Below are 13,022 nucleotides of genomic sequence, written 5' to 3'. Positions count from 1 at the left end.
CGACAAGAAGCTCGAAGGCATCATGAAGAGCATCTACGCCGCTGCTTCCTCTGCCGCTGTCAAGTACGGCCAGAAGGGCAACCTCGTCATGGGTGCAAACATCGCTGGCTTCCTCAAGGTTGCCGACGCCATGAAGTGGCAGGGCGCAGTGTAATACGACCGCTCGCGCTAGACTCGGGAACCACTTCTCCGGTCTGCGCTCGCTCTCGCAAAGGACGACCAGTTAATACTGGTCGCCCTTTTTTGCTCACGGCACGACCGCTCGGGCTAGAATCTGTACGACAAGTACAGGGCTGGCCCTCGCTCTCGCAAAAGCGTGCAAAGCGAGTGTCGCAAAATTATGCTTGCATGATTTTATGACCGAGTGAAGCCGCGGATGCCGAAGGCGTTAAAGGACGCTTGGTTAATACCAAGCGCCCTTTTTTGCTCACGGGCCCTCCTTTCCCAGATGCAATTGCATTAAAAAAACTCCGGCCTATAGCTGGAGTTTTTTTTGTGCTTTTTTATGCCGTTTTTTTGTCAAGAGTCCATGGCGGAATAATCTGGTTTGGAGAAGGATTTTTTTGTGAGCGAAAACACAGGGAAAAATTGACAATTGCCGAAATTTAAACAATTTTAATACGCTGTGTGAGCCATCTCACACTCCAAGTTGGAATACTCGACTTTAGAATGTATTTTTTTTCTTAAATAAACGTTTTTTGCTCTGGGGACACGCCAAACTTCTATTTTTAGTTTATTTTCTGGGTGAATTGGTTTCTGGTATATGAAATTATTTGATGAACACATTGTCTTACGTTTCGCCTTGCTGTTTGCATGCTTTTTGTTTGCAGCGTTCGTCCCCGAAATACTGAATCTCTCCGGCAGCTACTTCGGCTTTATCCCATACTTTACGGCCATTCTCTTTGTTGCCTACATCTCGCTCTTCTACAAGTTCCCGACCGCGGCTACGCGCCGTAAAATGCGCAACGACGTTATCATCCCGACTACTGTCGGCGGCGAACCCGTTCGCGATTACCAGAAAGATCTGAACGACCAGTACGAACTCCACCAGATGATGATTGACGTCTCCCAGGAAGGCTTCTGGACGTTCAATGTGCCCACGGGGAAGGTTTACTGGTCGAACCGCGTTGCCGAGCTTCTCGGTGCCAAAGGCGGGCTCGAGGATTCCCTTTCTGCGCTCAAGTCCTACGTGATGGAAAAGGACTGGAATAAGTTCAAGGAAGAGGTGAACAAGTCGCTGGTGGAAGGCAGGAATTTCTCCCAGACGCTCAGGCTCTCTTCGCCTTCCAAGAACGGGCCTTCGAATATCGTCGTTTCGGGCCGTCCGCAGATGGATTCCGAGAACAGGCCCATTCGCGTCATCGGCTCCATAAGCCAACCCGTGAGCCGCTTGGATTCTGAACGCGAAAAATACTTCTACGCTTACCAGGACGCCCTTACCGGCGTGTACAACCGCAAGTTCTTCCTCGAAAAGCTCAAGATCGATGTGGAACTCGCCGCGCAGAAGCCCGACTATTTCTTCGGCGTCGCGCTTCTGGATATCGACAGTTTCGGCGCCATCAATGCCTCTTACTCCATCAACTTCGGTGACAACGTTCTCAGGGTCATTTCCGAAAGGATCAAGGCGTCGTGCGGCGAAAACGACGTGGTCGCCCGCATTGGACCCGATGTATTTGCGGTCATTCTGCACGATATCCAGGGTACGGACGTGCGCGACAACCTGCTTTCCATCGTGAAGCAGATTCACGCGAAGGTCAAGGCCCCGATTCAGCTGGACGGCCAGGAACTCTACATAAGCGTCTCTATGGCGGTCGTCGTGAACAGCGACGTGGACTGCGTCGAGGACGTGATGGCAAGCGCCAATGCGGTGCTCCGCAACCTCAAGAAGACGGGTAGCCATGGCGGCATCCAGTTCGTGACGGGCGGTATCCGCGACAAGGCGATGAAGCTTTACAAGCTCGAGTACGAAATCCGCCGTGCCATCCAGGCGAAGGAATTCGTGCTGATGTACCAGCCCATTGTGGATATCGGGAATTCCGACAAGATCGTGGGTTTCGAGGCTCTCGTCCGCTGGAACAATTCCGAGCAGGGAATCATTTCGCCCGCTGAATTCATCCCGCTTGCCGAAGAGACCGGGCTTATTGTCCCGATGGGTGCTTTGATTTTGAAGATGGCCTGCGTCCAGACGAAGAAATGGGTCGACATGGGCTATACCGACATCCGCGTCGCCGTGAACTTCTCCGCAAGGCAGTTCGCGATGGAATCCATGGTGGACGACGTGAAGCGCGTGCTTGCCGAGACGAACCTGAACCCGCGCAACCTCAAGCTCGAAATTACCGAATATACGGCGACATGCGAGGTGGAAAAGGCCGCGGATATCATGCGCAAGCTTTCCAATATGGGGCTCCAGATTTCCATCGACGATTTCGGTACGGGTTACAGCAGCCTGTCGTACCTCAAGCACCTGCCGGTGCATACGCTCAAGATGGACAAGTCGTTCGTGGACCACGTGGCCGACGACGAAGAAGACGCCGCTTTTGCGAGAATGGTTATCGGGATTGCGAAGTCGCTGCACCTGGAACTCATCGCGGAAGGCGTCGAGACGGCGGAACAGCTCGAGTTCTTGCGCCGCGAAGGCTGCCACCATATCCAGGGATTCTATTTCAGCATGCCGCTTACGCCCGGCGATGCGCTCGAATACATGAAGGAGCACTATGCGGGAACGGTGAAGCCCGCCGCGGACGCTCGTTAAATTCCGTAGCAGTTACGCGTATTTTCGCGACAGAGCCTGTAGATTTCTTCTACGGGCGTTTTTCTTGTTTCGGCGAGCGTCTTGGCGATGTAGGGGATGTAGCCGGAATGGCAGGGCTTCCCGCGGTAGGGAACGGGCGCCATGTAGGGGGCGTCGGTTTCCAGGAGCATGCGGTTGTCGGGGACGATTTCTGCGGCTTCGCGCACGTTGACTGCGTTCTTGAACGTGACGATGCCTGTGAATCCGATGAAAATTTCCGCGTCCAGGGCGAGGAGGCGCTCGGCGAAGTCGCGGGTGCCGGTAAAGCAGTGGACGTGGATTTTGCTGTTGCGGAGGTCGGCGTTGCGCAGTATGGCGAGCGCGTCGTCGTCCGCTTCGCGCAGGTGCAGTACGAGCGGTTTACCGCTTGCAAGTCCGAGCTGCAGGTGCCTTTCGAACAACTTTGTCTGTGCTTCTCGCGTGTCTGCCCCGTAGTGGTAGTCGAGCCCGAATTCTCCGCAGGCTCTGCACTTGGGGTGCGACAGCATCTCGACCATGCGCTTCTCGTCGTCGCTCGTCTCGGTTTCCACGTATTCCGGATGTATCCCGTATGCGGCGTAGACGTTTTCGTATTTTTCGGAAAGTTCCCGCGCGTAGTCGAAGTCCTGCGGGTCGCATGCCACATGGATGAATGCCTCGGGCGGCCTTATGGTAGGGTCGCTGTCGTGGGGGAGGCGTGCGAGCAGCGTGTCGAAGCTTTCTCCGGCGTGGCGTTCGTAGGAATCAATGTGGCAGTGCGTATCGACAAACATAATTGATGATTGATAATGGATAATTGATAATGGATAATGTGGGCTCGTTCATCATCAATCATCATTTATCAATCATACATTACCTCTAATATCTCGTAAGTGATGGTGCCGCGGGGGGCTTGCACCTGCACGGTTTCGCCCTGCTTTTTGCCGACGAGTGCCGTGCCGATGGGGGATTTGAGGCTGATGCGGCCCTGCAGCGGGTCGATTTCCTTTTCGCCGACGATGCTGTACTTCTTTTCGCGCTTGGTTTTCTTGTCGAGGAGCCTGACGTTCGCGCCGAACCGGATGGAACCGTCCTCGGTGGGTTTGGTCTCGATAATCTGTGCGCCGTCCAAAATGCGGTCCAGTTCGCGCAGCCTGCGGTCGATTTCGCGTACGCGCATGCGTCCGTAGGTATAGGCCGCATTTTCGCTCCTGTCGCCTTCGGCTGCGGCCGCCTGCACCTGGTTTATCATGGCGGGGCGCTCGACGTACTTGAGCTGCTCCCATTCCGCCTTGAACTTTTCAAAGCCTTCTTTCGAAATCATGTGCTTCATGCCGCAAAAATACAAAAAAGCGCTGTTTTCGTGCGTGAGGAAAATCATGATTCCCTTTGCAGCGGGGCCGAATTTTTTTATCTTTGAGCGCGCTTATGAAGGTTAAAGAAGATTCTCCACGCAGAAGACAAGAGTCCAAGTACAAGCGCCTTAGCCGCATATACTACAACCGCATGTTCCCTCGTCGCCAGGATGCGCTGAAGGTTGCATGGTCGGTGTTTGTCGGTGTCTTTATCGGCGTGTGGCCGACCATCGGTTTCGCCATCATTCTGACTGTCGCTATCTGCGCCCTTTTCCGCTTGCCCAAGGTTCCGGGTGTCGTCGCCGACTTTGTCGCGAACCCTGTGACGCAGTTCGGGATTTTCTACCCGTCGGGCTACTACATCGGCTGCAAGATTGTTGACCCCGCCCCGATCAAGTTCGACTTCTTGGGCGAGTTCGAGCGCATGTCTATTCGCAACTGCCTGGATATTCTTTCGAACCTGTGGGAGAACGCTGCGGGCCACCTGCTCGCGTTTATGGTCGGCATCACCATCGTCGCCGCCATTACCGGTTTCCTGTTCTTCTTTATCGCGTATTTCGTGGTGAGCTACCGCAAGAAGAAGTGGATTGAGGGCAAGACCGGCTATATCCACAACCTCATTTCCGAGGACGAAGTTTTAATCAAGGAATCACACAAAGGAAAGAAGCCCATGATGCACATCTATCCGTTCAAGGCCCTTCGCCCGGTCAATCCTGCCGAGGCCAAGGACATTTCCGCACTCCCTTATGACGTGATGAACCGCGCCGAAGCCAAGGCCATGGCCGAAGGCCTGCCGCATTCCTACCTGCGCGTGACCCGCGCCGAACTGGAACTTGACGACAGCGTCGACGCCTATGACCCGAAGGTCTATGCCCATGCACGTGCGAACCTTGAGAAGATGATTGCCGAAGGCGTCATCGCGCACGACAAGAAGGACTGCCTCTATGTTTACCGCCAGACGATGAACGGCCGCGAACAGTACGGCCTCGTCTGCACCGTGCCCGCTGCCGACTACTTCAACGGCATCATCAAGAAGCACGAATTGACCCGCGCCGACAAGGAAGAAGACCGTCTGCGCCACGTGCTCGACACCAACGCCAATACCGGTCCGGTGTTCCTCACTTACCGCGACAACGGCCAGTTCGACATCTTCGGCGCCGTTACCAAGCGCAAGCCGGTCTATGACTTCGTGAGCGACGGCGACGGCTTCGGCCATACCGTCTGGATCATCGATGACGATGCCGAGATTGCCGCCATCCGCAAGAGCTTCGAAGAGATTCCGGTCTCCTACATCGCCGACGGTCACCACCGCAGCGCTGCCGGTGCCCGCGCCGCTAGCTACCGCGCCGAGCAGAACCCGAAGAACACGGGCGACGAGGAATACAACCGTTACCTCGCCATCCTCTTCCCGAGCACCCAGCTCAAGATTCTCGACTACAACCGCGTGCTGAAGGACCTGAACGGCCGTACTCCGGAACAGCTCATGGAAGACCTGAAGCAGGTGTTCGACATCGAGGCGCTCGCCGAAATGCAGCACCCGGCCAAGCAGAACCAGGTGAACATGTACCTGGAAGGCAAGTGGTACGCCTGCACGTTCAAGGACAAGTTCCTCAAGAACCTGGGCCCGGTCGACAGCCTCGACGTGGCTCTCCTCCAGAAGCTCGTGCTCAAGCCGATTTTCGATATCGACGACCCGCGCACTTCCAAGCGCATCGACTTCGTCGGTGGCATCCGCGGTCTCGGCGAACTCGTGAAGCGCGTCGACAGCGGTGAATGCGCCTGCGCGTTCGCTATGTACCCGACCACGCTCGACCAGCTGATGGACATTGCCGATGCCGGCGAAATCATGCCGCCGAAGAGCACCTGGTTCGAACCCAAGCTGCGCGACGGCCTGCTGGTCCACACGCTGGACGAACCCGAATGCCCTCCTGACGCTTGGTCATCCTGACGCAGGTCAGGACAGGGTCGAAATGCCGATCCTGACTTTCGTCAGGATGACTTCAGGGTGACGTCAGCATGACTACAGAATCAGCATGACTGCAATGCGAAAAACCCTGTCGGTACAACGGCAGGGTTTTCTGTATAAATAAGAGCGTCGGTTTAAAGAGCGCAGGTATGGAGTGTGCCGGTTTGAAGAGCGCCGGCTTGGCAGGCGAGGATTCCGCCTAGTTCACCTTGCGCATCACGCCGATGACGCGGCCCGCGATGGAGAAGTCGTTGCCCTTGTTCACGATGATGGGGCGGTACTTCGGGTTTGCGGGGCGGAGCTCGATGTGGTCGTGCTGCGGCTGGTAGTACTTGACCGTAGCCTCGTTGTTCACCTGCGCCACGATGATTTCGCCGCGTTCGGCGGACTTCTGCTGGCGTGCGAAGATGAGGTCGCCGTCGAAGATGCCGGCGTTGATCATGGAGTCGCCCTTGACGCGCAGTGCGAAGACGTCGGAACGGCAGGCGAGGAAATCGCGGTCGATGGTGACCGTGCCTTCCAGGTTCTGGACGGCGAGAATCGGTGTACCTGCGGCCACGCGGCCCACGATGGGAATCTCGATGGTGTTGCTCGGTGCTGCATCGGCGGCGGAACCGTCGGTGTCTACGATTTCGATGCCGCGGCTGAGGCGCGGGGAGCGGTTGATGTAGCCCTTCTTGATGAGGGCGGCGAGGATGGAACGCACGCCGTTTGTCGAGGAAATCTCGAAATGGTTGCCGATTTCGCGGACCGTAGGCGGCATGTGGTTCTCTTTAGAATACTTCTTGATGTACTCGTAAATTTCTAGCTGACGATCGGTCAACTCTTTGCGCTTGCTGTTTTCCATGATGAACCTCGCAATATAAATTTATACTTCCTAAATATAATGCACAATTGGGCAATTGTCAATAGGTTCACTGCACAAAATTGCATTTTTTACAAGAAAGTAACGGCTCGCGTTTCCTATATGACACACGCTTGTATCATATTTTATTTTTGATGACACATTTTTTAAGAAATTGTTGTTTTTATGAATTTTTGGCGAATTTTGTATTATTTTTAGGGGTATGAAACCAATTGTTGAATATAGCGATTACCGCCAATATATGTGTGATTTCTACGAAGAGCGCAAAAGGAGTTCGTATTTCACCTGGCGCAAATTTGCGGAACTTGCCGGGTTCGTTTCGCCGACATACCTTAAACTAGTGTGCGATGGGAAGACGCGCCTGAGTAAGCCGGGAATTGCGAAGGCGGCCCGCGCCATGGGTCTCGAAGGTTTTGACTTCACTTATTTTGCGCTGCTCGTCAAGTTCGGGAATGCGAAAACCGATGCCGAAAAAGAAGCCGCGCTCAAGGAGCTCGAACGCGAGGCTCGCCTGAACAAGATTCGCGTTGTCGATGCGGACGCGTTCCGCTACTATGAAAATCCGGCATGCCCGATTGTCCGCGAGCTTGCTCCGCTCATGCCGGGAGCGACGTTTGGCGAAATGGCTGCCAAGATGAAGTGCGGCGTCACCGCCCTGGAGGTCCGCGAGATTTTGCATTTCTTGGTGAAGGCGGATCTGCTCAAGAAGAACGACGATGGTACTTACGAACAGACTGAAAAATCGGTAAAGGGTTCGAAAGAAGCGATTCCGCTTGCTATCCGTACCTTGAACCGGAAGATGGGCGAATATGCGGTGCGCTCCATTATCAGGGATTCCGTGGACGAACGTAACTTTTCGGGTGTCATGATGGGCGTCGACAAGCCGACCTATGAGCGCATCGTGAACGAGATAAATGCGTTCCGCAAAAAGATTGTTTCCATCGCGAACGAATGTCAAAATATTGACCAGGTTTATCAAATGAATTTACAAATGTTTCCTTTGACGGACAAAGTTGATCCTCAAGACTCCAAGAGGGGGGAATAGGTATGAATATGAATAGGTATCTTATGGTGCTCGGCGCATTCCTGTTGTTTGCGTGCACGGAATCGTCGAACATAAGCGGGACCACCGAAATAGAGAATACGATGGCCCAGGGCACTTCTTCTGGCGAGCTTGTTTCAAGTTCGGCGGCGGAAAGTTCATCTGGCTTAGCGATGAGTTCGATGACCGTGACTTATTCAAGTTCGGTGACTGGGAGTTCTTCTAGTTTGATGGTCAGGAGTTCTTCAAGTTCGCTGGAAGCAACGTCGTCGAGTTCGAGCGGTATCGACATCCCGCCCCCCGCAGGGTGCCGCCCGGCGCCGCTTGTCGAGCAGGCGACTTATGGCGTATTGGACAACTTTATCTCCAAGCGTGTCGAGGCCCTCGAAGGGCAGGGGCTTGAAAACGGTGCGGCGAAGGATTCCGCGACAGAAGAACTCTTCCGCGAGCTCGGCCTGGATATGTTGTTCTACGACAGTTTGATGTTTGGCGGTTATCCGGGATTTGTGGACTACATGCTGGAATACACGCTGTACTACCTGTACAAGGACCGCTATGACAGCCGCACGCTATCCCTGGCACTGGTGGAGGACTTTGCCGACGGCGTGCTCGAACCGGAAAACTTCTGCATCGATTCGATTCCTTATGCCAGCCTGGATGGACTTCCTTTTAAGTTTATGCCTTTGGGATGCATCTACAGCGAAGAAGAAATTTCCCATCCTCTCGCCATCATGCGCAATATCTGGCGTAAGTGCGCCGCTATGCCCTACTGCGACGAGAGCGTCGGTGATACGGTCATTACCATCGGGAACGACCATTTTATCTGCGAGAACGGTTCGTGGATTACCATGGAAATGGCAAACCGGGAAAAGGGCGGCTTGCTGTGTACGGAAAACGGTGCCATGACCTTTTCGAACGGGGTCTATGTATGCCATGAAGGGATTTGGTACGATATTGACCTATCGGCGTTCATGCCGGCGGAGTACTTCTTCAATCCCGATTTTGAATACGGGACGTTTACGGACTCGCGCGACGGGCATGTGTACAAGACTACCGTTTATAATGGGCAGACCTGGCTTGCGCAGGACATAGATTATTACGACAGTTCCGATACGCTTTTCGTGAACCAGAGTTTGTGTGCAAAAGTTGTGGAAAAGAGCGCGAAGGACCCGAGGTATAATAGGAAGCAGCACCCGAGTGAAAACGAGTACTGCGACGGGGCGAGCCGATTCTATACAGTCAATGTGTCCAAGAAGGTTTGTCCGGATGGATGGCGCCTGCCGACCAAGGATGATTTGAAGGAATTTACAGAAAAAGACGGCGACGAATGGCGGGCTTTTGCTAAGAAGATATTCGTAAGGATCATGAGTGATGATCCGGATTCAGACATGTTCGGGCTGTCGCTAAGGACGGATGGCCTCGTGGAACCCTATGGGGATCGAATGTCTCTGTCGCCGTACAATATCTTCTGGCTCGAAGAGGGCGTTTACGTCAGGAATGGTATGTTCGAATCGGATGTCAGTGGCGCATTCAGTGATCCAAGGGAAAACGGTGAATTTGTCGCGGTGCGCTGCATAAAGAAATAAAGTAAAAGATTGACATAAGCTCTGTCGATTTTGCTAGAAATATTACTATATTTGTAGCGCTCGGGGTGTAGCTCAGCCTGGTAGAGCGTCTGCTTTGGGAGCAGAATGTCGTCAGTTCGAATCTGGCTACCCCGATACACAGAAGACCCCCTTCAGGGGGTCTTTTGTGTATTACGGGGCCAGATCGAACTGTGAAGTCAGTTCGGCAAAAACACCGTTGAGCGAAGCGAAAGTAAAGGTGTTTTTGAGCTTGCGCTAGCGCAAGCCCGGAGGGCGGCGCGAAACGAAGTGCCAAGCCGCAATCTGGTTCCCTCGATATGAAAATCGCACCCCTCTGGGGTGCGATTTTCATTTGCTAGATCAATTTCCTGTCAGCGATCCATTTCCTTACAGCTTCTTCGGCGCGGGCGGCAAGAATCTCTTTCTTGTTCTTCTTCTTAAGGCCTTCGTGGTGGGGGAGCAGCCCGAAGTTGAAGTTCATGGGCTGGAAGTCCTCGTTCTCTTCCACAAGGCGGTTCATGAGCGATGCTATGCAGCTCTCGTCCGGGAGCGGGTCCGCATGCCCGTGCAGAATCGTCTGCGCCATGTTCCAGGCGGCATACCACCCGGTGGCGACAGCCTCGGTGTAGCCTTCGCTGCCGGTAATCTGCCCGGCGAACCATGTGGGCGGAATGCCCTTGGCGCATTCAAGATCGGGGCGCAGTCTAAGTGTGGCGTCTAGGAACTTGGGAGATTCGATGAAGGTGTTCCTGTGCATGCAGCCGAGGCGTGCAAATTTCGCATTGCGCAGGGCCGGGACCATCGTGAAGATTTCTTTCTGCGTGCCCCACTTGAGGCGCGTCTGGAAACCCACCATGTTAAAGAGTGTCTTCTGCTTGTTTTCGGCGCGGAGCTGGATGACGGCGTACCACAATTTCCCGTTGTTGCCTAAGCCCAGGCCAATGGGGCGCATGGGGCCGTGACGGAGCGTCTCGTAGCCGCGGCGGGCCATTTCTTCGACGGGCAGACAGCCCTCGAACAGTTCGTTCTTCTCGAAGGGGCGGGGCTCCACGGCTTCGGCTTCGCAGAGTTTGCGTACAAATTCGGTGTAGGTTTCCTTGTCGAGCGGGCAGTTGATGAAGTCGGCCGTTTCGCCCTTTTCCCAGCGGTTGCGGTAGAAGGCGTGGTCGAAGTCGATGCTGTCGGTCTCTACCACAGGGGCGATGGCGTCGAAGAAATGGAGGCGCTCGCTACCCAGGCGCTTGAAGATATCGTCGGCGAGCGCGTCGCTGGCCAGCGGCCCCGCCGCGACGAGCGTGGGGCAGTCGCCTTCGAGGCTCGTGACTTCTTCGCGGTGCAGTGTAATGTTGGGGCTTTCCGCAATCTTCTTTTCGACCGATTCGCTGAATATGTCGCGGTTCACGGTTAGGGAATCGCCTGCGGGGACGGCTGCCTCGCGGGCGGAATCCAGCAGGAAGCTCCCGAGCATCGTGAGTTCCTGCTTCAAAAGTCCGTGCGCGCTCGTGATACCCAGCGCCTTGAAGCTGTTCGAACAGACTAACTGCGCCAAGTGCCCGTCCTTGTGGGCGGGTGTCGGCTTCACGGGCCGCATTTCGTACAAATCAACCTTAAAACCGCGGCTTGCCAACTGCAAAGCCGCTTCGCAGCCAGCAAGGCCGCCTCCGATTACGCGTACACGTTCGTTCAATTTGCTACGACCTTCCGGTAGCTCTTCGCATTGCCGATCCAGAGCTTCACGAGCAGTTCCTCGAGCGAGGCCGTCGATACCATTTCCGGGTCGGCATCCTGGATTTCGTCCGAAATCAGGTTTGCCTGCGTGAGGTTGAGCATCCCGTAGTACATGGCTTCCATGAGCTGCGACGCAAATTTGGGGGAGACGTTCGCGACGTAGTCCATGTCGTTCAGGGGAGGCAACTGGTTGTTGTCCGGGCTGAACTGGTCCAGGTTGTCCATGGTCCACATGTCGGCGGCCTTTCCCATGTCGGGAGTGGGCGCTATCTTCTGGAGTTTCTCCTGATAAGCCTTCCACTCGACATCGGTCGTCTTGCCTGCCTTGCGGACAGACTTCAGGAAGGACAGGACCGCGTAATAGAGGTCCTTTTCCTTCTGATTCACTTCTCTTTGCGTCGTCGGGGCCATTGGAACCTTTTGACTTAGTGGCGGAAGTGCCTCATGCCGGTGAACACCATGGCGATACCGAACTCGTCGCACTTCTCAATGGAGAGGTCGTCCTTCTTGGAGCCACCCGGCTGCACGATGTAGCGCACGCCAGCGTCGTGGGCGGCTTCTACGTTGTCCGGGAACGGGAAGAAGGCGTCGGAGCCCATCACGACTTCACCGAACACCTTGCGTTCCAGGGCCTTGAGTCCGGCTTCGTCAACGAGCTTGCCGTTTTCGTCAAAGAAGGCCTTGGCTTCTTCCATGCGGGCGACGTTGTCGCGGACGCGCGGCTGGCAGAGGCGGAGGTTGGAGTCGATGCGGTTGGGCTGACCGGGGCCGAGGCCCATCACCTGGAAGTAGCCGGGCTTGTATTCGTAACCCATCACGATGGCGTTACTCTTGGTGTGCTTGGTGACGAGCCAGGTAAAGCGGGCGAGGTCTTCCTTGTTCTTCGGGAACTGGGCCTTGGTGACGCATTCAAACTTTTCATAGGTGTCCACGTCGCGGTCCTGCACGAGCATGCCGCCGATGACGTGCTTGTACACCTTGCAGTGGGTAGCCTTCTTGATTTCGCCCACTTCGAGGAGACGGATGTCCTTGGACTTGTTCTTGAGGAATTCGAGAGCGTCGTCGTCAAAAGCGGGGGCGAGGAGGATTTCCACGAACTTGCCCTTGAGGAATTCGGCCGTGTTGAGGTCGACCTTGCGGGTCACGGCGATAACGGAACCGAACGCCGACACCGGGTCACCTGCCCAGGCGGCTTCCATGGCTTCGCGGAGGCTTTCGCCGGTGGCGAGTCCACAGGGGTTCATGTGCTTCACGATCACGACTGCGTTGCCGTCGCTGAATTCGCGGGCCATTTCGAGGGCGGCGTCAGCGTCGACGATGTTGTTGTACGAAAGTTCCTTGCCCCAGAGCTGCTTTGCGGTGGCGAGGCTTGCTTCGGTGCAGGTCGGGTCACGGTAGAAGACGGCGGACTGGTGGGAGTTTTCACCGTAGCGCATCGGCTGCGGGTCAACGAACTTAAGAATCAATTCTTCGGACATATCTTTTCCTTTGTGTTTTTCTACCCTAAATATAGCTTTTTTTGGCAAAAAAAACTGCGGCATCCCGTGAGCGACAAAGCCACAGGCGTTAAGCCGTGGCGGTCGCGAGAGCACTTTGACCACTTAGCGCTTTAGCGCTTACGTGGGCATGGTCCCCCTTGCGGGGAGAGTGAATTGCCGGAGGTTCTTATACCCTAAATGATGAACGGGCGGTATCAAAAAGCCCCGTGGAATGAATCCATGGGGCTTTTGA

General features: G+C 55.0%; 10 protein-coding genes, 1 tRNA gene and 2 pseudogenes. 7 read left to right on the top strand and 6 right to left on the bottom strand.

From position 1 onward, the window contains the following. Positions 1 to 154, top strand: a pseudogene (locus IK012_RS05280) (NADP-specific glutamate dehydrogenase); the annotation flags it as partial. Positions 155 to 763: 609 nt separating this feature from the next. Next, positions 764 to 2,752 carry a bifunctional diguanylate cyclase/phosphodiesterase gene (locus IK012_RS05275; RefSeq protein ID WP_290951514.1) on the top strand — a complete coding sequence of 663 codons (1,989 nt, stop codon included), beginning with the start codon at positions 764 to 766 and terminating at the stop codon, positions 2,750 to 2,752. Here the strand turns inward: IK012_RS05275 and IK012_RS05270 are convergent. Continuing rightward, positions 2,749 to 3,543, bottom strand: a complete 795-nt coding sequence (locus IK012_RS05270) for a TatD family hydrolase (protein WP_290951511.1) — start codon at positions 3,541 to 3,543, stop codon at positions 2,749 to 2,751. The genes IK012_RS05275 and IK012_RS05270 overlap by 4 nt on opposite strands. Before the next feature lie 68 nt (positions 3,544 to 3,611). Further along, positions 3,612 to 4,082: a transcription elongation factor GreA gene (gene greA, locus IK012_RS05265; RefSeq protein WP_290951509.1), complete on the bottom strand. Its 471-nt coding sequence runs from the start codon at positions 4,080 to 4,082 to the stop codon at positions 3,612 to 3,614. Positions 4,083 to 4,177: 95 nt separating this feature from the next. On the opposite strand from greA, the pseudogene IK012_RS13590 reads away from it, so the two are divergent. Together IK012_RS13590 and IK012_RS05260 are read left to right on the top strand one after the other, a co-directional pair. Then, a pseudogene (locus IK012_RS13590) lies at positions 4,178 to 4,675 on the top strand (DUF2062 domain-containing protein); the annotation flags it as partial. A 99-nt stretch (positions 4,676 to 4,774) separates the two neighbouring features. Continuing rightward, positions 4,775 to 6,052 (top strand): DUF1015 domain-containing protein, encoded by a 1,278-nt coding sequence (locus IK012_RS05260; RefSeq protein ID WP_367273776.1) that lies wholly within the window; start codon positions 4,775 to 4,777, stop codon positions 6,050 to 6,052. Positions 6,053 to 6,269: 217 nt separating this feature from the next. Here IK012_RS05260 and lexA read toward each other — a convergent pair whose 3' ends face one another. Further along, complete coding sequence (gene lexA, locus IK012_RS05255; protein ID WP_173379801.1) at positions 6,270 to 6,917, bottom strand: transcriptional repressor LexA; 648 nt, start codon at positions 6,915 to 6,917, stop codon at positions 6,270 to 6,272. 220 nt (positions 6,918 to 7,137) lie between these two features. On the opposite strand from lexA, the gene IK012_RS05250 reads away from it, so the two are divergent. The 3 genes from IK012_RS05250 to IK012_RS05240 all read left to right on the top strand — a co-directional run bounded on the left by IK012_RS05250 (position 7,138) and on the right by IK012_RS05240 (position 9,698). Continuing rightward, positions 7,138 to 7,980 carry a TIGR02147 family protein gene (locus IK012_RS05250; RefSeq protein ID WP_290951503.1) on the top strand — a complete coding sequence of 281 codons (843 nt, stop codon included), beginning with the start codon at positions 7,138 to 7,140 and terminating at the stop codon, positions 7,978 to 7,980. Between the two features lie 8 nt (positions 7,981 to 7,988). Then, positions 7,989 to 9,563, top strand: a complete 1,575-nt coding sequence (locus tag IK012_RS05245; protein ID WP_290951500.1) for an FISUMP domain-containing protein — start codon at positions 7,989 to 7,991, stop codon at positions 9,561 to 9,563. A 61-nt stretch (positions 9,564 to 9,624) separates the two neighbouring features. Then, positions 9,625 to 9,698, top strand: a tRNA-Pro gene (locus IK012_RS05240). 220 nt (positions 9,699 to 9,918) lie between these two features. Here IK012_RS05240 and trmFO read toward each other — a convergent pair. The 3 genes from trmFO to IK012_RS05225 are packed head-to-tail and all read right to left on the bottom strand — an operon-like array spanning position 9,919 to position 12,832. Further along, entirely contained in the window at positions 9,919 to 11,250 is a 1,332-nt protein-coding gene (gene trmFO, locus IK012_RS05235; RefSeq protein WP_290951498.1) for a methylenetetrahydrofolate--tRNA-(uracil(54)-C(5))-methyltransferase (FADH(2)-oxidizing) TrmFO, read from the bottom strand. Further along, positions 11,247 to 11,678, bottom strand: coding sequence for a hypothetical protein (locus IK012_RS05230; protein WP_290951495.1), 432 nt, complete (start codon positions 11,676 to 11,678; stop codon positions 11,247 to 11,249). Before IK012_RS05230 ends, trmFO begins: the two co-directional genes overlap by 4 nt. Before the next feature lie 38 nt (positions 11,679 to 11,716). After that, positions 11,717 to 12,832: an IMP cyclohydrolase gene (locus IK012_RS05225; protein ID WP_290951519.1), complete on the bottom strand. Its 1,116-nt coding sequence runs from the start codon at positions 12,830 to 12,832 to the stop codon at positions 11,717 to 11,719. Positions 12,833 to 13,022 lie beyond the last annotated feature (190 nt).

This window comes from Fibrobacter sp. (genome assembly GCF_017551775.1).
In the GTDB taxonomy this organism is placed as follows: Bacteria; Fibrobacterota; Fibrobacteria; order Fibrobacterales; family Fibrobacteraceae; genus Fibrobacter.
The sequence above is the reverse complement of the archived record's forward strand: the minus strand, read 5'-3'. Positions and strand labels throughout refer to the sequence as shown.

What these genes read in the sequence shown, in the direction of transcription:
- IK012_RS05275 (WP_290951514.1), top strand. Translation starts at nt 764, where the DNA reads ATGAAATTATTTGATGAACACATTGTCTTACGTTTCGCCTTGCTGTTT.
- IK012_RS05270 (WP_290951511.1), bottom strand. Translation starts at nt 3,543, where the DNA reads ATGTTTGTCGATACGCACTGCCACATTGATTCCTACGAACGCCACGCC.
- greA (WP_290951509.1), bottom strand. Translation starts at nt 4,082, where the DNA reads ATGAAGCACATGATTTCGAAAGAAGGCTTTGAAAAGTTCAAGGCGGAA.
- IK012_RS05260 (WP_367273776.1), top strand. Translation starts at nt 4,775, where the DNA reads ATGATGCACATCTATCCGTTCAAGGCCCTTCGCCCGGTCAATCCTGCC.
- lexA (WP_173379801.1), bottom strand. Translation starts at nt 6,917, where the DNA reads ATGGAAAACAGCAAGCGCAAAGAGTTGACCGATCGTCAGCTAGAAATT.
- IK012_RS05250 (WP_290951503.1), top strand. Translation starts at nt 7,138, where the DNA reads ATGAAACCAATTGTTGAATATAGCGATTACCGCCAATATATGTGTGAT.
- IK012_RS05245 (WP_290951500.1), top strand. Translation starts at nt 7,989, where the DNA reads ATGAATAGGTATCTTATGGTGCTCGGCGCATTCCTGTTGTTTGCGTGC.
- IK012_RS05225 (WP_290951519.1), bottom strand. Translation starts at nt 12,832, where the DNA reads ATGCCGCAGTTTTTTTTGCCAAAAAAAGCTATATTTAGGGTAGAAAAA.